Genomic DNA, 20,810 nt, shown 5'->3' on the forward strand with positions numbered 1-20,810 from the left:
CCGATGACGAGGATCGCGGCCGCGCAGGGCGAGGCGGTCGCGGGCGACCTGTCCGCCAACGTCCGCACGGCCGCCCGGCTCGTGGACCGCGCGGCCGCCGAGGGCGCCGACGTCGTGGTGCTCCCCGAGGCGTTCCTGACGGGATACGCAGCGAACGTGTTCGGCGGTCCGCTGCCCACGGCGGCCGACCTCGCCGGGCCCCTGCTCGACCCGCTGCGCGAGGCCGCCCGCGCCGGTGGCACCACCGCGCTCGTCGGCACCCCGCTCGCCCGTGGTCGGCTCGCGACGCTGTCGCTCGCGCTGGTCGCGCCCGACGGCGGCGTGACGGTGCCCTACGACAAGCAGCACCTCGACGGGGACGAGAAGCAGCACTTCGTGGTGGGTGACCACGGGGCCTCCGTGCGCGTCGGGGACGTCGAGCTCGGCCTGAGCATCTGCTACGACGGCTGCTTCCCCGAGCACGCCGCCGCGGCCGCCCGCGACGGTGCGGTCGGCTACCTCGCCTCCGCGGCGTACTTCGTCGGCGGCGAGCACCGCCGCGACCTCTACTACGCGGCCCGGGCGCTGGAGAACGGGATGTACGTCGCGTTCTCGGGCCTCACCGGTCGCTGCGGCGGCCGCGAGCTCAGCGGTGGGTCGGCGATCTACGACCCGGAGGGCCGCGTGGTGGCCCGGCTGGGACGCGAGGAGGGCGTCGTCGTCGCGGACCTCGACGTCGCGCTGGTGGCGAGCACGCGCCGTACGCACACGATGGTCGACGACCACCGCGCGAGCCTGGGGCCCCGCCGCCGCGTCTGAGGCAGGATGGGGACATGACGGCGACGCCTCCCGGAGTCCTCGGTCCCGCCGCGCGCGACGCGGCCCTCGCGGCGCTCGCCGGCACGGCGGAACCCGGCGCCGGTGATCTCGACGTGCTGGTGGTCGGTGGTGGCGTGGTCGGCGCCGGCGTCGCCCTCGACGCCGTCACCCGCGGGCTCACGACCGCCCTGGTCGAGCAGCGGGACCTCGCCTCCGGCACGTCGAGCCGCTCCAGCAAGCTGGTGCACGGCGGGCCGCGGTACCTCGAGATGCTGGACGTCGCGCTCGTGCGCGAGGCCCTCGAGGAGCGCGGGCTGCTGCTGACGCGGCTCGCGCCGCACCTGGTGCGGCCGGTGCCGTTCCTCTACCCGCTGACCCGCACGTGGGAGCGGCCGTACGTCGGGGCGGGCCTCGCGCTCTACGACACGATGGCCGCGCTCGGGCGCTACGACATGGGCGTGCCGCGGCACCGGCACCTGTTCCGGCGCCAGGTGGCCCGGATCGCGCCGGACCTGCGCACGGAGGACCTCACGGGAGCGATCCGCTACCACGACGCGCAGGTGGACGACGCCCGTCTGGTGACGACGATCGCCCGCACGGCGGCCCGGCACGGCGCCCACGTCGCGACCCGCACGAAGGTCACCGGGTTCCTCCGCGAGGGGGAGCGGGTGGTCGGCGTGCGGGCGCGCGACCTCGAGACGGGCACCGACCTGGAGGTGCGTGCCCGTGTGGTGGTCAACGCCGCCGGCGTCTGGACCGACGAGATCCAGGAGATGGTCGGCGGGCGGGGGGCCCTGCACGTGAAGGCGTCGAAGGGCATCCACCTCGTGGTGCCGCGGGACCGCATCCGCTCCGAGGCGGGCTTCATCACGAGGACCGAGAAGTCCGTGCTCTTCGTGATCCCGTGGGGGCGGCACTGGATCATCGGCACCACCGACACCGCCTGGGACCTCGACAAGGCGCACCCCGCCGCGTCCAAGGCGGACATCGACTACGTGCTGGCGCACGTCAACACCCTCCTGCGGGAGCCGCTCGACCACGCCGACGTCGAGGGCGTCTACGCCGGGCTGCGCCCGCTCCTCAGCGGGGAGTCGGAGCCGACGTCGAAGATCAGCCGGGAGCACACGGTCGTCGCCCCCGTCCCGGGCCTGGTGATGATCGCCGGGGGCAAGCTGACGACGTACCGCGTCATGGCGAAGGACGCCGTCGACGCCGCCGCACCGTCGCTGAGCGACGCGGGCGGGGTGCGCGGGTCGATCACCGACCGGGTGCCGCTGCTGGGCGCCGACGGCTTCGAGACCCGCTCCAACCAGCGGGTGATGCTCGCCCGCCGCTCGGGCCTGCACGTCGCGCGCATCGACCACCTGCTCGGCCGGTACGGCGCGCTGGTCGACGACCTGCTGGCCCTCGTGGCCGCTCGTCCGGAGCTCGCCGCGCCGGTGCCGGGCGCGGAGGACTACCTGGCGGCCGAGGCCGTGTACGCCGTGACCCACGAGGGCGCGCGCCACCTCGACGACGTGCTCGCCCGTCGCACGCGGATCTCGGTGGAGACCTTCGACCGGGGCACGGCGGCCGCGCGGCCGGTCGCGGAGCTCATGGCCGCCCAGCTGGGCTGGAGCGCGGCCCGCACCGACGAGGAGGTCGACCACTACCTGCGGCGCGTGGAGGCGGAGCGGCAGAGCCAGCAGAAGCCCACCGACCAGGAGGCCGACGAGGCCCGGGTGCAGGTGCGCGACCTGGTCTGAGCCTGCTGCTTGACAACCGAAGCAGGGTTGTCAAGAGCGGCCAATTGTTACCGAGAGGTAGAACACACGCCGTCGCGGACATACTCTCGGTACATGAGCAACTCCATCCCGGCCGGCGGTCCCCTCGTCACGGGGCCGGGCGACCCCGAGCACGACCCCACCGCGGCGTACGCGCTGGAGCCCGACCAGGTCGCCGCCCTCACCGCACGCCTGCTCGCCACCACCGGCGAGACGGCCCTCACGCGCACCCCGCTCACGGGTGCGCCGCTCGCGCAGGTGCCGCAGTCCTCGGAGGCCGACGTCGCGGAGGCGTTCGCGCGCGCCCGCCGGGCCCAGGAGGCGTGGGCGCGCACGTCGCTGGCCCACCGCCAGGAGCTGCTCCTGCGGCTGCACGACCTGGTGCTGGACCGCCAGGAGGAGATCCTCGACCTGATCGTGTGGGAGTCGGGCAAGGCGCGCAAGCACGCCTTCGACGAGCCGCTGCACATCGCGCTGACGGCGCGCTACTACGGCCGCACGCTGCGCCAGCACCTGGAGACCCGCCGCGTGCCGGGCGTCATCCCGGGGCTGACGCGGGTCGAGGTCAACCGCATCCCCAAGGGTGTCGTCGGCGTCATCTCGCCGTGGAACTACCCGTTCACGATGGCGCTGTGCGACGGCATCGCGGCGATCGCGGCCGGCAACGCCGTCGTGTCCAAGCCCGACTCGCAGACCATGCTCAGCGCGCTCCTCGCCGCGCAGCTGCTCGACGAGGCGGGGTTCCCGCGCGACCTGTGGCAGGTCGTGGCCGGGCCCGGTGCGCAGATCGGCGGCGCCATCATCGACCGCGCCGACTACGTCTGCTTCACCGGCTCGACGGCGACGGGCAAGCGGGTCGCCGCCCAGGCCGCGGAGCGCCTCATCGGCTGCTCGCTCGAGCTGGGCGGCAAGAACCCGCTCCTCGTCCTCCGTGACGCCGACGTGGAGAAGGCGGCCGAGGGCGCCGTGCGCGCCGCGTTCTCCAACGCGGGCCAGCTCTGCGTCTCGATCGAGCGGATGTTCGTGGCCGACCAGGTCTACGACCGGTTCGTCGAGCGGTTCGTCGCCCGCACGCAGGCGATGACGCTGGGGGCGACGCTCGACTGGGGCAACGACATGGGCTCGCTCATCAACGCGAACCAGCTGGAGACGGTGACGAAGCACGTCGAGGACGCCGTGGCCAAGGGCGCCACCGTGCTCGCCGGCGGCCGGGCACGGCCCGACCTCGGCCCGTTCATGTACGAGCCGACCATCCTCGAGGGCGTCACGCCCGAGATGGCGTGCTTCGGCAACGAGACCTTCGGCCCCGTGGTGTCGCTCTACCGCTTCAACGACGAGACCGAGGCGGTGGCCCGGGCCAACGACGGGGAGTACGGCCTCAACGCGTCGGTCTACAGCCGTGACGGTGAGCGCGCCCGCGCGGTGGCGCGTCGCATCACGTGCGGCACGGTCAACGTCAACGAGGCCTTCGCGGCGACGTTCGCGTCGCTCGGGGCGCCCATGGGCGGCATGCGCGAGTCGGGCATGGGGCGTCGCCAGGGCGCCGAGGGCATCCTCCGCTACACCGAGACCCAGTCGGTGGCGACGCAGCGGGTCGTGCCGATCGCGCCGTCCTTCGGCCTCTCCGACGAGTCCTACGCGAAGGTGATGAACCTCAGCCTCCGGCTGCTGAAGAAGGTGGGACGCGCGTGAGCGGGTTCGACTACGACGTCCTCGTCGTCGGCTCGGGGTTCGGCGGATCGGTCTCGGCGCTCCGGCTGACGGAGAAGGGCTACAAGGTCGGGGTGCTCGAGGCGGGGGCGCGGTTCGAGGACGCCGACTTCGCGTCGACGTCGTTCGACATGAAGAAGTACCTCTTCGCGCCGCAGGCGGGCTGCTACGGCATCCAGCGGATCGACGTCATCAAGGACTGCATGATCCTCGCCGGCGCGGGCGTCGGGGGTGGGTCGCTGGTCTACGCGAACACGCTCTACGAGCCGCTCGACGCGTTCTACGCCGACCCGTCGTGGTCCCACATCACCGACTGGAAGTCGGAGCTCGCGCCGTACTACGACCAGGCCAAGCGGATGCTCGGCGTCGTCGAGAACCCGGTGCGCACGGCGAGCGACGACGTCATGCTGAAGGTCGCCGAGGAGATGGGCGTGGGCGACACGTTCCACCCCACCCCGGTGGGCGTCTTCTTCGGCGGGCCCGAGCACGGTGGGGCCGAGGAGGGCGGCGTCGACGTCGACGACCCGTTCTTCGGAGGGGCCGGACCGCGCCGTACGACCTGCCGCAACTGCGGCGAGTGCATGACGGGCTGCCGGCACAACGCGAAGAACACGCTCGTGAAGAACTACCTCTACCTGGCCGAGCAGCTGGGGGCGAAGGTCCACCCGCTGACCACGGTGACGCGGGTGCGTCCGCTGCCCGGCGGTGGCTACCGGGTGGACGTGCGCTGGACCAAGGCGAAGCTGTCGCGCCGCTCGGCGGTGCGGAGCTACACGGCGGAGCAGGTCGTCTTCTCGGCGGCCGCCCTCGGCACCCAGAAGCTGCTGCACCGGTTGAAGGCCACGGGCGACCTGCCGGGGGTCTCCGACCGGCTCGGCGTGCTGACGCGCACCAACTCGGAGTCGATCCTCGGGGCGCTCGCCCCCGACCTGTCGACCGACTACAGCAAGGGCGTCGCGATCACGTCGTCGTGGCACCCCGACCCGGTGACCCACATCGAGCCGGTGCGCTACGGCAAGGGCTCCAACGCGATGGCGCTCATGCAGACGGTGCTGACCGACGGCGGCGGACCCGGCCCGCGGTGGCAGACGTGGCTCAAGGAGCTGTGGCGGGAGCGCCGCAACGTCCTCGACCTCTACGACATGAAGCACTGGTCGGAGCGCACGGTGATCGCGCTCGTCATGCAGACGCTCGACAACTCGATCACGACGTTCCCGAAGCGCACCCCCTTCGGCTGGCGGCTGTCGTCGAAGCAGGGCCACGGCGCCCCCAACCCGACGTGGATCCCGATCGCCAACGAGGCGACCCGGCGCATCGCGGCCATGATCGGCGGCAAGCCGGGCGGCACCGTGGGCGAGCCCTTCAACCGGCCGCTGACGGCCCACTTCATCGGTGGCTGCACGATCGGCGAGTCGCCGGAGACCGGCGTGGTGGACCCCTACCAGCGGATGTTCGGGCACCCGGGGCTCCACGTCGTCGACGGCTCGGCGATCTCGGCCAACCTCGGCGTGAACCCGTCGCTGACGATCACCGCCCAGGCCGAGCGCGCGATGGCCTTCTGGCCCAACAAGGGCGAGACGGACGCGCGGCCACCCCTCGGCGCGTCGTACGAGCGTGTCGGCGCGGTCGCGCCCCGGCGGCCGGCGGTGCCCGCCGAGGCGCCGGCGGCGCTCCGGCTGCCCATCGTCGGCGTCAGCTAGAAACAGATCGACGAACCTCGTAACCCACGTCACGCGGCCTCGTTGTGCTGGACGGGTCCGGCATGTTTGCTCCCTCCCAGCCCGGGCCCTCCCGTCCTGGGCTGCGCGCAGTCGACAGGACCGTCAGGGCCCGGCCACCCTCCCTCCCCGGCCGGGCCCTGACGCGTTTGCGGGCTAGACTCCGCGGGTCCCCGCAGGCAAGTGAAAGGCCCTCGATGTCGTCTGCCCCCGACCACGACCTCGTCCTGGTGGTCGACTTCGGCGCCCAGTACGCCCAGCTCATCGCGCGGCGCGTGCGCGAGGCGCGGGTCTACTCCGAGATCGTCCCGCACACGATGCCGGTCGCGGAGATGCTGGCGAAGCAGCCGACGGCGATCATCCTGTCGGGCGGCCCCTCGAGCGTGTACGCCGAGGGTGCGCCCCGCATCGACGCGGACCTCTTCACGGCGGGCACGCCCGTGTTCGGCATGTGCTACGGCTTCCAGCTGATGGCGCAGAACCTCGGCGGCACGGTGTCGCCGACGGGCGCCCGGGAGTACGGCCGCACGCCGATGACGGTGGGGGAGCCGGGCACGCTGCTGGCGGACCTGCCGGGCGAGCACCGCGTGTGGATGTCGCACGGCGACTCCGTCACCGCGGCCCCCGAGGGCTTCGCCGTGCTGGCGTCGACCGACGTGACGCCCGTCGCCGCGTTCGAGAACACCGACCGCCGGCTGGCCGGCGTGCAGTGGCACCCCGAGGTGCTGCACTCGGAGCACGGCCAGGAGGTGCTCGAGCGCTTCCTCGTCGACATCGCCGGCTGCCGCCAGACCTGGACGATGGTCAACATCGTCGAGGAGCAGGTCGAGCGCATCCGCGCCGAGGTCGGCGACGCCCGCGTCATCTCGGCGCTCTCGGGCGGCGTGGACTCCGCGGTCTCGACGGCGCTCGTGCAGCGCGCCATCGGCGACCAGCTCACCGCCGTCTTCGTCGACCACGGCCTGCTCCGCGAGGGCGAGGCCGAGCAGGTCAAGCAGGACTACGTGGCCGCGACCGGCGTCGACCTCAAGGTCGTCGACGCCCGCGAGCAGTTCCTCGGCCACCTCGCCGGGGTCACCGACCCCGAGACGAAGCGCAAGATCATCGGGCGCGAGTTCATCCGCGTCTTCGAGGCCGCCGAGCGGGAGGTGCTGGCGACGCCCGGCCCGCCCGTGAAGTTCCTCGTGCAGGGCACGCTCTACCCCGACGTCGTCGAGTCGGGCGGCGGCGCCGGCACGTCCAACATCAAGAGCCACCACAACGTCGGCGGCCTCCCCGAGGACCTCGAGTTCTCCCTCATCGAGCCGCTGCGCACCCTGTTCAAGGACGAGGTGCGCGAGGTGGGGCGCCAGCTCGGCATCCCCGAGGCGATCGTCGCCCGCCACCCGTTCCCCGGCCCGGGCCTCGCGATCCGCATCATCGGCGCCGTCGACGAGGAGCGCCTCGCCATCCTCCGCGCGGCCGACGCGATCGTGCGGCAGGAGACGACGGCCGCCGGCCTCGACGGCGAGATCTGGCAGTTCCCGGTGGTGCTCCTCGCCGACGTCCGCTCGGTCGGCGTCCAGGGCGACGGCCGCACCTACGGCCACCCCGTCGTGCTGCGTCCCGTCTCCAGCGAGGACGCCATGACGGCCGACTGGACCCGGCTGCCGTACGACGTGCTCGAGCGCATCTCGACCCGGATCACCAACGAGGTGGCCGAGGTCAACCGCGTCGTGCTCGACGTGACGAGCAAGCCGCCGGGCACGATCGAGTGGGAGTGACCCCGGTCCGCCGACCGTAGGTCAGTGACGGCCGCGAGCCCGGTGCGGCTCGCGGCCGACCTCCTTGCGCGTGCGGCGCCGGAGCTGCCAGATCCGCAGCGAGCCGGCGATCGCGGTGAGCAGGATGCCCGCGGCCGTGGCGATCAACAGGGAGACGGCGAGCGGGGCCCGGCCCTCGAAGCCGAAGAACCGCACCGTGGTCTGCTCGGTGTTCTGCGCGATGAAGACGACGAGCAGGAGCAGGAGCACGCCCAGCGCGACGGCGCCCACCCACAGGCCGCTCGTTCGGGAGGCGCGCAGGGGGTCGTCGTGGGGACGCTCGGCGTCCTTCGGGGGCGCCGGGGGCGCGGTCGGGGGAACGGCGGGGTCACCGGCAGGGGACGCCTGGGGGACGGTCATGCCGTCGAATCTAACCGCGCCGCTGAAGGGGCACCTGCATCCACCCCGTTGCGAAATGGGACGTTGGGGCACTCCGGACCGACGGGGTCATGTCCCAGCTGCACATTTCGAGCGGTCGGCCCGGTCGGGGAAGGCGGCGGCCCGGTCGCGCCGGCTCAGACCAGCAGGTCGGTCAGCTCCGCGGCGAGCAGCACGGCGCCGACCAGCGAGGCGCGCTCGCCCAGCTCGGACAGCTCCACGGGCGTCGCCGCAACGGCGTCGAGCACGTGGCGGCGCAGCTCGCGGCGTACCGACTCCAGCAGCAGGTCGCCCGCCCGCGCCATGTCGCCCCCCACCACGAGCACGCCCGGGTTGATGAGGTTGACGACGCTCGCGAGCGCCCAGCCGATGTGGCGGCCGGCGTCCTCGAGCGAGCGCTGGGCGGAGACGTTGCCGGCGGTGGCCGCGGCCACGACGTCGTCGAGCGTCGCGCCGGGCAGCTGGTCGGCCATCATCGCCAGCACGCTGCCGACCGAGGCGTAGGCCTCGAGGCAGCCGCGGCTCCCGCAGCGGCAGACCGGTCCGCGCTCGTCGAGGGTGAGGTGCCCGATCTCGCCGGCGGCGCCGCCGGAGCCGTGGAAGAGCCGGTTGTCGATGACGATGCCGGCGCCGACGCCCGAGGAGATCTTCACGAAGAAGGAGCTGTCCTCGCCGCGGGCCACGCCGAGCCGGTGCTCGGCGAGGGCGCCGAGGTTGGCGTCGTTCTCGACGGTGACGGGCACCCCGAACGCCTCCTCGCACGCGGCGAGCGCGTCCACCCCGACCCAGCCGGGCAGGATCGCCGCGGCCGCGACGACCCGCTGGTTGATGGGCGCCGGGAGGCCGGTCGCCACGGTGCGCAGGGCGGTGCGGTCGAGGCCCTCGGCCGCGAGCAGGTCGTCGAGCAGGGTGGTCGCGATGGCGAGGCCCTCGGTGTGCGAGTGGGTGGGGGAGAGCCGCTGACGCCGCTCCGCCACGAGGTGCCCGGTCACGTCGCCGAGGGCGACCGCGACGTGGCTGTGCCCGAAGTCGACACCGGCGACGAGGCCGGCGCCCGGGGCGAGGCGCACGACGGTGCCGCGCCGGCCGCTGCCTGGCTCCGTCGCCACGAGACCGGCCGCAGCGAGGTCGCGGATGATGTTGGAGACCGTGGCGGGCGCGAGGCCGGTGACCCGCGCCAGCTCCGCCTGGGTCGGGGGCGGCGCGTCGGACTCGGCCCCGGCGCCGGCCGCGCGCAGCACGTCGAGCACCCGCCGTTGGTTGGCGGTGCGCAGCGTGGCGGTCGAGCCGGGCGCGGCGGAACGGAGGTCGGAGGTGGACACGGGCGTCACCCTGACGTGTGAGGCGCTGAACCGTCAAGAGATGTTCTCAAACGGCGTCTGGGACTCGCTGATAACGATTTTGCGTTCATGTCTTGACGGCTAGGCCTGTGGCGCACAACACTCCGAGCGTCACCACGCGACGGTGCCGTCGCACCCGGTCCACGAGGAGAGTCCATGTCCAGCAGCAAGCTCAAGCGCGGCATCGTCAGCACGGCCGCCATCGTCGTGGGGGTCGGCCTGCTGGCTGCCTGCGGCGCCAACGACGCCCAGGAGGGCGACAGCGACACCAAGGTCATCGCGCTCCTGCTGCCGGAGTCGAGCACCACGCGCTACGAGGCCTTCGACAAGCCGCTCTTCGAGGCCAAGGTGCAGGACGTCTGCGGCGACGAGTGCGAGGTCGTCTACTTCAACGCCGACCAGGACGAGGCGAAGCAGACCCAGCAGGTCGACTCTGCGATCTCCCAGAACGCCGACGTCATCGTGCTCGACCCGGTCAACGGCGCCGGCGCGGGCGGCATGGTCCGCACTGCGCAGGAGTCGGGCGCCGAGGTCATCGCCTACGACCGCTTCATCGAGGGCGCTGACTACTACCTGTCCTTCGACAACGAGACCGTCGGCCGCATGCAGGGCGAGGCACTCGTCGAGGCCACTGGCGGCACCGGCGGCATCCTCATGCTCAACGGCGCGCCGAGCGACCCCAACGCCGCGCAGTTCAAGTCCGGCGCTCACGAGGCGATCGACGCGAGCGGCCTCGAGGTCCTGGCGGAGTACGACAACCCCGACTGGAGCCCCGACAACGCGCGCACCTGGACCACCGACCAGCTCGCGCGCTTCGACGCCGGCGACATCGCGGGCGTGTACGCCGCGAACGACGGCCAGGCCGGCGGCGTCATCGCCGCGCTGACCGGTGCGGGCGTCGACCCGACCGCGCTGCCGCCCATCACCGGCCAGGACGCCGAGCTCGCCGCTATCCAGCGCATCGTCGCCGGTGAGCAGGCCATGACGATCTACAAGCCCATCAAGGTCGAGGCCGAGAAGGCCGCCGAGGTCGCCGTCGCGCTCGCCAAGGGCGAGGACGTCGGCGAGACGACCGACTACGAGGGCGTCGACTCCTTCATCTTCGACCCGATCGTCGTCACGGCGGACAACGTCAACGACACCGTCATCGCCGACGGTTTCTACACGGTCGAGGACATCTGCACCGCCGACTACGCCGACGCCTGCACCGCCGCCGGCATCGGGGCGTGAGCTCGGCCGTGGAGCTCAGCAAGTCGACCCGCGCAGCGACGGGGACCGCCCTGTCGCTGCGCGGGGTCAGCAAGCGGTTCGGCGCCGTCCAGGCGCTGTCCGCCATCGACCTCGACGTCGCCAAGGGCGAGGTCGTCGCCCTCGTGGGCGACAACGGCGCCGGCAAGTCGACGCTGGTCAAGATCATCTCCGGCGTCTACCAGCCCGACGACGGCACGATGACCCTCGACGGCCGCGAGGTCGTCGTGGGTGGTCCCCGCCAGGCGCAGAAGCTCGGCATCGCGACCGTGTTCCAGGACCTGGCGCTGTGCGACAACCTCGACGTGGTCGCCAACCTGTTCCTCGGGCGCGAGCGCACGGCGGGCGGGCTGCTCCTCGACGAGGTCCACATGGAGCAGGAGGCGTGGCGGCTGCTGCGTCGGCTCTCCGCCAAGATCCCGTCGGTCCGCATCCCGATCGCGGCGCTCTCGGGCGGCCAGCGGCAGACCGTCGCCATCGCCCGCAGCCTCGTCGGCGACCCCGGCATCGTCATCCTCGACGAGCCGACCGCCGCCCTCGGCGTCGCCCAGACCGCGGAGGTGCTCTCCCTCGTGGGACGCCTGCGCGAGACCGGCCTCGGCGTCATCCTCGTCAGCCACAACATGGCCGACGTGCTGGCGGTCGCCGACCGCATCGAGGTGCTCCGCCTCGGTCGCAACGCGGCGCGCTTCGACGCCGCCGACGTGACCACCGAGCAGCTCGTCGCCGCGATCACCGGTGCCGGGGAGCGCTCGGCCCCCAGCACGACCGTTCCCTCCGACTCGCCCGCAGGAGCCCGCCCATGACCGTCGCCGCCGACCTCGCCGACGAGCGGCTCGTCCGCAGCCGCGGCGCCCGTGGCGCCCTCGACGTCGTGTGGAACCGCCTCCGGGGCGGCGACCTCGGCAGCCTGCCGGTGGTCGTCGGCCTGATCGTGATCTGCACGGTCTTCTACAGCTTGGACCCGCGGTTCCTGTCGTCGTTCTCGATGGTCAACATCCTGACCTACGCGGCGCCCGTCGGGATCATCGCGCTCGGCATCGTCCTGGTGCTGCTGCTCGGCGAGATCGACCTCTCCGTCGGCTCCGTCTCGGGCATGGCGGCCGCGATCATGGCGGTGCTCGTGGTGAAGGAGGGACAGCCGGCGTTCGTCGGGCTGCTCGCCGGCATCGCGGTCGGCGCCGTCGTCGGCATCGCCTACGCGTTCCTCTACACGGTGCTCGGCATCCCCAGCTTCGTGTTCTCCCTCGGCGGCCTGCTGGGCTTCCAGGGCGTGCTGCTCTACGTGCTCGGCTCCGACGGCACCATCAACCTGCCGGACGGCTCCGGGCTCACCGAGTTCGCTCGGTTCAGCTTCGTGAGCGGCGCCGCGGCGTACGTCGGCGTGGCGATCGTCGTCGCCCTGTACGTCGCGTCGCGGCTCTGGACGATCCGTCAGCGTCGCGCGGCCGACCTGTCGGCGCCGTCCCTGCTCGGAGTCGGCCTCAAGGCGCTGGCGCTGGCGGCCGGGCTCGGCTGGCTGACGTGGTACCTCGGCGTCGACCGCGGATGGAGCTACAGCTTCCTGCTCTTCGCGGCCCTCGTGGTCGTGATGGACCTGGCGCTGCGCCGTACGCGGTGGGGACGGCACGTCTTCGCCGTCGGCGGCAACGAGGAGGCGGCCCGCCGATCGGGCGTGAAGGTGACGCGGATCTACGTGTCCGTCTTCGTGCTGACCTCCACCCTCGCCGCGCTCGGCGGCCTGCTGGCCGCCGGTCAGCAGACCTCGGTCTCGCAGGCCACGGGCACGACCGACACCAACCTGACCGCGATCGCCGCGGCCGTCATCGGCGGCACCAGCCTCTTCGGCGGGCGCGGGTCGGCGTACGCCGCGATGCTCGGCATCATCGTCCTGCAGGCCATCCAGTCGGGCCTCAACATCGTCGGTGTCGACTCCTCCGTCCGCTTCATGGTCACCGGTGGCGTGCTGCTGCTGGCCGTCGCCATCGACTCCGTCGCCCGCCGGGCGCGGTCGGCGAGCGGACGCGGATAGCGCGCTCGGGGTGGAGCCGGGGGCGTCTCGGGGCACGGCCATGGGCGTGCCGGAGGGACGCCCCCGGTCCGCGTTCGGGCACACTGCTCCCGTGAGCAAACTGTTCGGGGGACTACGGCAGGCGCCTGCGCGCGTGCTGGCAGGTGTGCAGACCGGCGTGCGCGGGCTCGTGCTGAAGCAGGTCGGCGGCCGCGTCGACCTGTCGAAGATCGAGCGCGTGCCCGCCAGCCTCGGCTGGCCGCTGGAGCGCGAGGGCGTCGACCCGCCCGGGCGGCTCGAGGAGATGCGGGCCGAGAGCCCGGTGGGCCTGCTGACCACGTTCCTCGGGATCAAGGTGTGGCTGGTGACCGGGTACGACGCGGGCCACGAGGTCCTCGTCGACCGCGGCGCGGCGTACTCCACCGACATCCGGCCCTACGTCGGCAAGGCCGGTGCCGCGGGCGGCGACATCGGCGGCCTCGGGTTCACGGACCCGCCGGACCACACGCGGCTGCGGAAGTACCTGACGCCCGAGTTCACCCGCCGTCGGCTGCAGCGGCTCGAGCCGCTCGTCGACGCCATCATCGAGCGGCAGCTCGACGAGATCGAGGCGGCGGCCGAGGAGGCCGAGGACGGGGTCGTCGACCTCGTGCAGCTGTTCAGCTTCCCCATCCCGTTCCTCGTGATCTGCGAGCTGCTCGGCCTGTCCGACGAGCGGCGCGCGATCTTCCAGGAGCTCGGCTCGGCCCGGTTCGACGTCTCCAGCGGCGGGATCGGCGCGTTCGGCGCGATCTCCGGCTCGCGGGAGTTCCTGCTCGCCGAGACCGCCCGCCAGCGGCACGACCCCGGTCCCGGCCTGATCGGCCAGATCGTGCGCGACCACGGCGACGAGATCAGCGACTACGACCTCGGCGGCCTCGCCGACGGTGCGTTCACCGGCGGCATGGAGACGTCCGCCGGCATGCTCGCGCTCGGCAGCGCCGTGCTGCTCGACCACCCCGAGACGTGGAAGCAGCTCGCCGCGGGCGAGGCCGACGTCGACGCGGTCGTCGAGGAGCTGCTCCGCTACCTGTCCGTCGTGCAGGTCGCCTTCCCGCGGTTCGCGACGAAGGACGTCGAGGTCGCGGGCCAGCAGGTGCGCAAGGGCGACGTCGTGCTCGTGCACCTCCCCGCCGTCGACCGCGACCCCTCCTTCGGCGCCTGCCCCCACGCCTTCGACCCGGACCGCGAGGTGAAGTCGCACCTCGCCTTCGGCCACGGCATCCACCGCTGCGTCGGCGCCGAGCTCGCCCGGATGGAGCTGCGCAAGGCCTACCCGGCCCTGGCGCGGCGGTTCCCCGACCTCGCGCTCGTGCGCGAGACGGACGACCTCGACTACTTCGGGTCGTCGATCGTGTACGGCGTCGAGCGGCTGCTCGTGCGGCCGCTGGGCTGAAGAGCCTCACTCCAGCGCGACGTCCGCCAGCCACACGTCGGCGATCGTCTTGAGCGCCCACGGGAGGCTCAGTGCGCTCGCGCCACGGCGCATCACCCAGATCGCGTTGCCGCCGGCGGCCGGGTCCTCGCCGTCGACCGCGGCGTACCGACCCTCGGCGACCGCCGGGATCGCCTGGAACAGCGGCGACGACTCCCGGGCCTCGCGCGTCGCGTCGTCGAAGTAGCCCACCACGAGCACGTCGCCGTCGAGCCGTCCCAGGAGCTCGTCGGACACGTGGGTCTCCTCGGTGAACTCCTGCGCCGCGGGGTGGGGGGCGAAGCCGAGGTTGGCCACGACCTGCTCGGCGGTGCCGCCGGCGACCGTGTAGTAGTCCATCCCGGTCTCGGGGTAGTCCGTCGCGATCGTGATGGTGCGGCCGGCGAACTCGGGGTGGGCCTCCGCGACCGCGGCGATGGCCTCGTCCGCCTCCTCCACCACGGTCTCGGCCGCGGCGGTGAGGTCGAGCACCTCGCCGATCCGCAGCTGCGGCTCCCGCCAGTCGATCTGCGTGCCGTCGACGAGCTCGGGGTTCTCGAGCACGGGCGCGATGGCGCTGAGCCGCTCGACGTCGGCCTCCTCCCAGAGGAAGTTGAGCGCGATGATGAGGTCGGGGTCGCTGGCGGCGATGCCCTCGACGTTGATCGGGTCGCTCCGGGTGGCCGTGTCGACCGTCTCGATGCCCGCCAGGTAGGCGTCGTCCCGCCACTCCCAGTCCTCGTCGGAGAGCGCGTAGACCGGCGTCACGTCCAGGGCCTCGAGCGCGTCGAGGTTGGAGGAGAAGCCGATCACGGCGATCCGCTCGGGCCGCTCCTCGAGCACCGTCTCGCCGGCCCAGGTCTCGAGGGTCAGGGGGTAGGACGTGGTGCCCTCCGCGGCCGGGAGCAGCGCCGCCGACGACCCGGACGTCCCGTCCGTGTCCCCGTCGTCACCGCTCCCCGCGCCGCAGGCGGCCAGGGGCAGGGCGAGCGCCGCGGCGAGAGCGCCGGTCAGCGCACGTCGCCGCGCTCGGGGGGTGGGGACGGTCATGGGGACTCCTCGGTTCGGGGGGACCGCGCGGTCACGCACGGCGCCGATGAGGTTAGGTGAGCCTACCCATGCCTTAGGGTGCAGTTCCCGCCAACCTGGGTGCAGTTCCCGGCGGTACGACGAGGAGGAGCCCGTGACGACGATCGCGCCCGCGCGGGTCCACGTGCCCGCGTTCGCCGTCGCCGAGCGCGCCGAGCCCGACCAGCACGTGCTGCTCTGGCAGGTGCGGGGGGCCTCCGACGTGCGCGTCGACGGCGAGGCTCGTGTGCTCGTGGCGGGTCAGGCCCTCTGGGTGCCGGTGGGGGTGCGCCACGAGTTCACGGTGCGGGTGAACTCGGTCGTGCTGCCGATGCTGTTCGGGGCGGGCGCGACCGCGACCACGCTGCAGCGGCCGACCGCGATCGGGGTCGACGCCGACCTGCGCACCTTGTTCCTCGCCTACGTGCAGACGAGCTACAGCATCATCCGACCCCCGGTGAACATCGCCCGGCAGATCCTGGCGCTGCTCGAGGAGCGTCCGGCGCTCCCCACGGCCCTGCCGCTCCCGACGAGCGCGGCGGCGCTGGCCGTCGCCGAGGCCCTGCTGTTCAACCCGGGCGACGACCGGAGCGTGGAGGAGCTGGCGTCGGCCGCCCACGCGTCGGTGCGCACCGTCGAGCGCCAGTTCCGCGCCGAGACCGGGCTCTCGCTGCGGCAGTGGCGGATCCGCAGCCGCATGGAGGCGGCCACGGTGCTGCTCCGCTCGCGCACGACCACGGCGGCCGTCGCGCACCGGGTGGGCTACTCCGACGTCAGCGCCTTCCGCCGGGTGTTCAAGGCCCACGTCGGCGCGACGCCGGGGGAGTACGTCGCGCGCTACCGCCCGTAGGCCGGCGGTCAATAGGTCGTGCGGCGCTGGACGACCGGGCGTCCGATCCCGGCGCCGATCTCCTCGAGCTCGGCGACGGTCTTGGCGGAGCCGTGCTCGGAGCCGGCCATGCGGGAGATGGTCTCCTCCATGAGGGTGCCGCCGAGGTCGTTGGCGCCGGCCTGCAGCATCATGCGGGTGCCGTCGATGCCGAGCTTGACCCAGCTGGTCTGGATGTTGGTGATCCGGCCGTGGAGCAGGATCCGCGCGAGCGCGTGCACGGCGAGGTTGTCGCGCAGCGAGGGCCCCGGGCGGGCGACGCCGGCGAGGTAGATCGGTGCGGAGGAGTGCACGAACGGCAGCGGCACGAACTCGGTGAACCCCCGGCGCCCCTCGGCCAGGGAGAGGTCCTGCACGCCCTTGAGCACGTTGAGGTGCCCGACCCAGTGCCGCGGGTTGTCGACGTGGCCGTACATCATCGTCGAGGTCGTCGGGATGCCCACGCGGTGCGCGGTGGAGATGATGTCGACCCAGGTGGCGGTGGGCAGCTTGCCCTTGGTGAGGATCCAGCGGACCTCGTCGTCGAGGATCTCTGCGGCGGTGCCGGGGACGGAGTCGAGGCCGGCCTCGCGGGCCTTGATGAGGAAGTCCTCGAAGGAGAGCCCGGTGCGGGTGGAGCCGTTGAGGATCTCCATCGGCGAGTAGGCGTGCACGTGCATCTGGGGCACTCGCGCCTTCACCGCGCCGGCGATGTCGAAGTAGGCCGTGCCGGGCAGCTGGGGGTCGATGCCGCCCTGCATGCACACCTCGGTCGCGCCGAGGTCCCACGCCTCCGCGGCGCGGTCGGCGACCTGGTCCAGCGACAGGGAGTAGGCGTCGGCGTCGGTGCGGCGCTGGGCGAAGGCGCAGAAGCGGCAGCCGACGTAGCAGACGTTGGTGAAGTTGATGTTCCGGTTCACCACGTAGGTGACGTCGTCGCCGACGGTCGCGCGGCGCAGGTCGTCGGCCAGCTGGGTGACGGCGCGCAGGAGGTCGCCCTCGGCGGTGATGAGCGTCAGCGCGTGGGCGTCGGAGAGGTTCCCCGGGTCGCGCTGCGCCGCGGCGAGCGCCTCGCGGCCCTCGGCGAGGTTCACGGCAGGTGCGGAGCGCGCGGAGGGGGCGGCGTCGATGGCGCGCGCGGCTCCGTCGATCTCCGACCAGTCGCCGTACACGGTGTCGAAGTCGCTGCGCCGGTCCTCGCTGCGGCCCGTGGTGTCGACCTCGGCGTGCAGGTCGACGCGGCCGAATCCGGACAGGGTCGAGCCCGCCGCCTCGAGCGAGGGGTCCGGCTCCTGCCAGGGCGCCCCGACCGGACGGACCTCGGGGATCGCCAGCCCGTCCTCCTGGGCGAGCGCGGCGACGTGGCCCGCGATGCGCGGGTCGAGCCAGGGCTCCTCCCGGGTGAGCGCACCGACGACGTACTCCGGGTGCACGGTCAGCCGCGGCTCCAGCGAGAAGCCGCACTCGGCGGTGAGCGCGCGGAGCCGCTCCAGGGAGGGCCACGGCCGCTCGGGGTTCACGTGGTCGGGGGTCAGCGGCGAGACACCGCCCCAGTCGTCGACGCCGGCCTCCAGCAGGGCACGGCACTCCGCCAGGTCCACCAGGTTCGGCGGGGCCTGCACCCGTGCCTTGGGGCCCAGGACGATGCGGGTGACGGCGATGGCGGCGCGGTACTCGTCCAGGTCGAGGTCCCCCGCGTGGCGCATCGCGGTGTCGGGCTTGGCGCGGAAGTTCTGCACGATCACCTCCTGCACGTGGCCGTAGGTGCGTGCGATCCGCCGCAGCGCGAAGATCGTCTCGGCCCGCTCCGTCAGGTCCTCGCCGATGCCCACGAGCAGTCCCGTGGTGAATGGGATCGACAGCCGGCCGGCGTCCTCCAGCGTGCGCAGCCGCACCGCCGGGTCCTTGTCGGGGGAGCCGTAGTGGGCCAGGCCCTTCGTGGTGAAGAGCCGCGTCGAGGTGGTCTCGAGCATCATCCCCATCGACGGGGAGACCGGCTTGAGCCGGTTCATCTCCTCCCACGTCATGACGCCGGGGTTGAGGTGGGGCAGCAGCCCGGTCTCCTCCAGCACGTGCACGGCCATCGCCCGCACGTAGGCGAGCGTGGAGTCGTAGCCCTGCTCATCCAGCCACGCCTGCGCCTCGGGCCAGCGGTCCTCCGGCCGGTCGCCGAGGGTGAAGAGCGCCTCCAGGCAGCCCAGGGCCGCGCCCTCGCGGGCGATGTCGAGGATCTCGTCGGGGGAGAGGTACGGCGCGCGCCCGGCCCGCGCCGCCTGCCCGGGCGTCTCGACGAAGGTGCAGTAGTGGCACCGGTCGCGACACAGCCGGGTGACCGGGATGAAGACCTTGGGGGAGTAGGTGACCACGCCGGGGCGCCCCGCCGCGACCAGTCCGGCGTCCCGCACCCGCGCCGCCACGGTGGTGAGCCGGTCGAGGTCCTCGCCCGTGGCCGCCAGCAGGGCCGCCGCCTCGGGCACGTCGAGGCTGGCCCCCCGCTCCGCGCGGGCGAGCGCGCGACGTACCTGCTGGGGAGTCGGAGCAGTAGGATCAGCAGTCACCGTGCGAGCCTAGTCCGACGTGGTGAGGCGTGGTGCGGCGTGCTCAGAGGCCGAGCATGCGCCCGATGATCTCCTTCTGGATCTCCGTCGTGCCGCCGTAGATCGTCTGGATGCGGCTGTCGACGAACGCCTTGGCGATGGGGTACTCCATCATGTAGCCGTAGCCGCCGTGCAGCTGCACGCCCCGGTCGACGAGCTTGGTCTGCAGCTCGGTGGTCCACCACTTCGCCATCGACGCCAGCGTCGTGTCGACCTCGCCGCGGTTCAGCTTCATCACCGTGTCGTTGACGAAGACGCGGGCGATGTGGACCTCGGTCGCCATCTCGGCGAGCGTGAAGCGCGTGTTCTGGAACTTCGAGATCGGACGACCGAAGGCCTCGCGCTCCTTCACGTAGTCGAGGCTCAGCTTGAGGATGTGCTCGCACGCGGCCACGGCGATCGCCGCGATCGAGACGCGCTCGCGGGGGAGGTTGTTCATCAGCGAGATGAAGCCGGAGCCCTCCTCGCCGAGCAGGTTCTCCTTCGGCACGACGACGTTGTCGAAGAACAGCTCGGCCGTGTCCTGGGCCTTCATGCCGACCTTGTCGAGGTTGCGGCCGCGGGTGAAGCCCTCCATGCCGTCCTCGACGACGAGCAGGCTGATGCCGTTGTGGCCCGCGTCGGGGTTGGTGCGGGCGACGACGATGACGATGTCGGCCATGATCCCGTTGGAGATGAACGTCTTCGAGCCGTTGAGCACGTAGTGGTCGCCCTTGTCGACCGCGCTCGTGCGGATGCCCTGGAGGTCGGAGCCGGCGCCGGGCTCGGTCATCGCGATGGCGGTGACGATGTCGCCGGAGACGCACCCGGGCAGCCAGCGCTGCTTCTGCTCCTGGGTGCCGAGCTCGAGGATGTAGGGGACGATGATGTCGTTGTGGAGCGGGAAGCCCAGGCCGCTCGCGCCGATCTTGCTGATCTCCTCGACGACGACCATGTTGTAGCGGAAGTCGTCGAGCCCGAGGCCCCCGAACTCCTCCGGCACGTCGAAGCTGAGCAGGCCCGTCGCCCCGGCCTTGCGCCAGACCTCGCGGTCGACGATCCCGTCGGCCTCCCACTGCTCGTGGTAGGGCGCGACCTCCTTCTCGAGGAAGGCGCGCACGGTCGCGCGGAAGTCCTCGTGCTCGGTCTCGAGGATCTCGGCGGCACTGGCAAGGGACATGCTGGCTCCTCAGGTACGTCGATGTGACACCGCAACTGTTACAGCGAAACTGTCATGGTGCAAGCGGGGGCGGGTGGTGAACCGCGCGGCGGATTGCCTCGCGGTCGTGACAGACCTACTGTCACGGTCGTGAGCCCGTCCCCCGAGCCGTCCGACTCGACCGAGACCACCGAGCCGTCCTCGCCCGACGACGGCAGCCTGCTCACGATCGACGAGCTGTCGGCACGGGCCGGCACGACGGTGCGCACGACGCGCTACTACGCGAGCCTGGGACTGATCCCCCCGCCCGAGCGTCGGGGACGCGTGGCCTTCTACGGCGACGTCCACCTCGCGCGCCTGGAGATGGTGCGGGCGCTGCAGGACCACGGCTTCACGCTGCAGGCCATCGAGCGCTACCTGACGTCGCTCCCGCCGGAGGCCTCGACCGAGGAGCTGGCGCTCCAGCGCACGATGCTCACGTCGTGGACGACCCAGCCGCCCGAGCGGGTCACCCGCCGCCAGCTCGACAAGCGCGCCGGCCGGGTGCTCTCCGACGACCAGCTCGGGGTGCTGCTCGAGCTGCAGGCGGTGGAGCTCGACGACGACGGTGCCCGCTACCTGGTGCACCCCGGCTTGCCCCAGGCGCTCGAGATGTTCGACCTCGACCTGCCGCTGGAGTCGATGGTGCAGGCGACCGCGGCGATCGACCGTCACATGCGGTCGTTGGCCGACGAGCTCACCGAGATCCTGCGCACCCAGGTCGTGCGGCCGTTCCGGGCCGAGCAGCACACGCCCGAGGAGGCGGCGCGGATGGAGCGCACCGTCGCTTCCCTGCGGCGCGTCACCCTGGAGGCGGTGGTCGTGGGCTTCCAGCGCGCGGCCAACGAGGTCATCCAACGGTCCCTGCGGCGTCGATAG

At 72.5% G+C, this 20,810-nt stretch carries 16 protein-coding genes; 11 read left to right on the forward strand and 5 right to left on the reverse strand.

Annotation, left to right across the window (positions count from 1 at the left end; all coding sequences use genetic code 11):
- The first annotated feature begins 3 nt into the window (after window positions 1-3).
- From G3T38_RS10065 to guaA, 5 genes are all read left to right on the forward strand, one after another.
- Entirely contained in the window at window positions 4-798 is a 795-nt protein-coding gene (locus G3T38_RS10065) for a carbon-nitrogen hydrolase family protein (protein WP_163772174.1), read from the forward strand.
- A 14-nt stretch (window positions 799-812) separates the two neighbouring features.
- Window positions 813-2,543 carry a glycerol-3-phosphate dehydrogenase/oxidase gene (locus tag G3T38_RS10070; protein WP_163772175.1) on the forward strand — a complete coding sequence of 577 codons (1,731 nt, stop codon included), beginning with the start codon at window positions 813-815 and terminating at the stop codon, window positions 2,541-2,543.
- A gap of 93 nt (window positions 2,544-2,636) precedes the next feature.
- Window positions 2,637-4,253, forward strand: a complete 1,617-nt coding sequence (locus G3T38_RS10075; RefSeq protein ID WP_163772176.1) for a succinic semialdehyde dehydrogenase — start codon at window positions 2,637-2,639, stop codon at window positions 4,251-4,253.
- On the forward strand, window positions 4,250-5,971 hold the full coding sequence (locus tag G3T38_RS10080) for a GMC oxidoreductase (protein WP_163772177.1): 1,722 nt from the start codon (window positions 4,250-4,252) through the stop codon (window positions 5,969-5,971). The genes G3T38_RS10075 and G3T38_RS10080 overlap by 4 nt, the downstream gene beginning before the upstream one ends.
- Before the next feature lie 215 nt (window positions 5,972-6,186).
- Window positions 6,187-7,752: a glutamine-hydrolyzing GMP synthase gene (gene guaA, locus G3T38_RS10085; protein WP_163772178.1), complete on the forward strand. Its 1,566-nt coding sequence runs from the start codon at window positions 6,187-6,189 to the stop codon at window positions 7,750-7,752.
- 21 nt (window positions 7,753-7,773) lie between these two features.
- Here guaA and G3T38_RS10090 read toward each other — a convergent pair whose 3' ends face one another.
- Window positions 7,774-8,151: a LapA family protein gene (locus G3T38_RS10090; protein ID WP_163772179.1), complete on the reverse strand. Its 378-nt coding sequence runs from the start codon at window positions 8,149-8,151 to the stop codon at window positions 7,774-7,776.
- Between the two features lie 155 nt (window positions 8,152-8,306).
- Window positions 8,307-9,491, reverse strand: a complete 1,185-nt coding sequence (locus tag G3T38_RS10095; protein ID WP_163772180.1) for an ROK family protein — start codon at window positions 9,489-9,491, stop codon at window positions 8,307-8,309.
- 174 nt (window positions 9,492-9,665) lie between these two features.
- Here G3T38_RS10095 and G3T38_RS10100 point away from each other — a divergent pair, with 174 nt between their 5' ends.
- From G3T38_RS10100 to G3T38_RS10115, 4 genes are all read left to right on the forward strand, one after another.
- A complete protein-coding gene (locus tag G3T38_RS10100; RefSeq protein ID WP_163772181.1) occupies window positions 9,666-10,739 on the forward strand; it encodes a substrate-binding domain-containing protein in 1,074 nt (357 codons plus the stop codon).
- The gene (locus G3T38_RS10105; protein WP_420846791.1) at window positions 10,736-11,563 is read left to right on the forward strand and encodes an ATP-binding cassette domain-containing protein; all 828 of its coding nucleotides are present in this window, start codon (window positions 10,736-10,738) and stop codon (window positions 11,561-11,563) included. The genes G3T38_RS10100 and G3T38_RS10105 overlap by 4 nt, the downstream gene beginning before the upstream one ends.
- Window positions 11,560-12,789, forward strand: coding sequence for a sugar ABC transporter permease (locus G3T38_RS10110; RefSeq protein WP_163772182.1), 1,230 nt, complete (start codon window positions 11,560-11,562; stop codon window positions 12,787-12,789). Before G3T38_RS10105 ends, G3T38_RS10110 begins: the two co-directional genes overlap by 4 nt.
- Window positions 12,790-12,880: 91 nt before the next feature.
- Window positions 12,881-14,203: a cytochrome P450 gene (locus G3T38_RS10115; protein ID WP_338037581.1), complete on the forward strand. Its 1,323-nt coding sequence runs from the start codon at window positions 12,881-12,883 to the stop codon at window positions 14,201-14,203.
- A 6-nt stretch (window positions 14,204-14,209) separates the two neighbouring features.
- Here the strand turns inward: G3T38_RS10115 and G3T38_RS10120 are convergent, their stop codons facing one another.
- Complete coding sequence (locus tag G3T38_RS10120) at window positions 14,210-15,271, reverse strand: ABC transporter substrate-binding protein (protein WP_163772184.1); 1,062 nt, start codon at window positions 15,269-15,271, stop codon at window positions 14,210-14,212.
- A gap of 133 nt (window positions 15,272-15,404) precedes the next feature.
- On the opposite strand from G3T38_RS10120, the gene G3T38_RS10125 reads away from it, so the two are divergent.
- Entirely contained in the window at window positions 15,405-16,139 is a 735-nt protein-coding gene (locus tag G3T38_RS10125) for a helix-turn-helix domain-containing protein (RefSeq protein ID WP_206675846.1), read from the forward strand.
- A gap of 8 nt (window positions 16,140-16,147) precedes the next feature.
- Here G3T38_RS10125 and G3T38_RS10130 read toward each other — a convergent pair whose 3' ends face one another.
- Entirely contained in the window at window positions 16,148-18,715 is a 2,568-nt protein-coding gene (locus G3T38_RS10130; protein WP_163772186.1) for a bifunctional FO biosynthesis protein CofGH, read from the reverse strand.
- Between the two features lie 43 nt (window positions 18,716-18,758).
- Window positions 18,759-19,913, reverse strand: coding sequence for an acyl-CoA dehydrogenase family protein (locus G3T38_RS10135; protein WP_163772187.1), 1,155 nt, complete (start codon window positions 19,911-19,913; stop codon window positions 18,759-18,761).
- 129 nt (window positions 19,914-20,042) lie between these two features.
- Between G3T38_RS10135 and G3T38_RS10140 the strand changes: the two genes are divergently transcribed.
- Window positions 20,043-20,810 (forward strand): MerR family transcriptional regulator, encoded by a 768-nt coding sequence (locus G3T38_RS10140; protein WP_338037582.1) that lies wholly within the window; start codon window positions 20,043-20,045, stop codon window positions 20,808-20,810.

Origin of the sequence: Nocardioides zeae, from assembly GCF_010686755.1 — a bacterium.
In the GTDB taxonomy this organism is placed as follows: domain Bacteria; phylum Actinomycetota; class Actinomycetes; order Propionibacteriales; family Nocardioidaceae; genus Nocardioides; species Nocardioides zeae.

Coding starts and splice junctions, on each gene's coding strand:
- G3T38_RS10065 (WP_163772174.1), top strand. CDS start 4: ATGACGAGGATCGCGGCCGCGCAGGGCGAGGCGGTCGCGGGCGACCTG.
- G3T38_RS10070 (WP_163772175.1), top strand. CDS start 813: ATGACGGCGACGCCTCCCGGAGTCCTCGGTCCCGCCGCGCGCGACGCG.
- G3T38_RS10075 (WP_163772176.1), top strand. CDS start 2,637: ATGAGCAACTCCATCCCGGCCGGCGGTCCCCTCGTCACGGGGCCGGGC.
- guaA (WP_163772178.1), top strand. CDS start 6,187: ATGTCGTCTGCCCCCGACCACGACCTCGTCCTGGTGGTCGACTTCGGC.
- G3T38_RS10090 (WP_163772179.1), bottom strand. CDS start 8,151: ATGACCGTCCCCCAGGCGTCCCCTGCCGGTGACCCCGCCGTTCCCCCG.
- G3T38_RS10100 (WP_163772181.1), top strand. CDS start 9,666: ATGTCCAGCAGCAAGCTCAAGCGCGGCATCGTCAGCACGGCCGCCATC.
- G3T38_RS10110 (WP_163772182.1), top strand. CDS start 11,560: ATGACCGTCGCCGCCGACCTCGCCGACGAGCGGCTCGTCCGCAGCCGC.
- G3T38_RS10120 (WP_163772184.1), bottom strand. CDS start 15,271: ATGACCGTCCCCACCCCCCGAGCGCGGCGACGTGCGCTGACCGGCGCT.
- G3T38_RS10135 (WP_163772187.1), bottom strand. CDS start 19,913: ATGTCCCTTGCCAGTGCCGCCGAGATCCTCGAGACCGAGCACGAGGAC.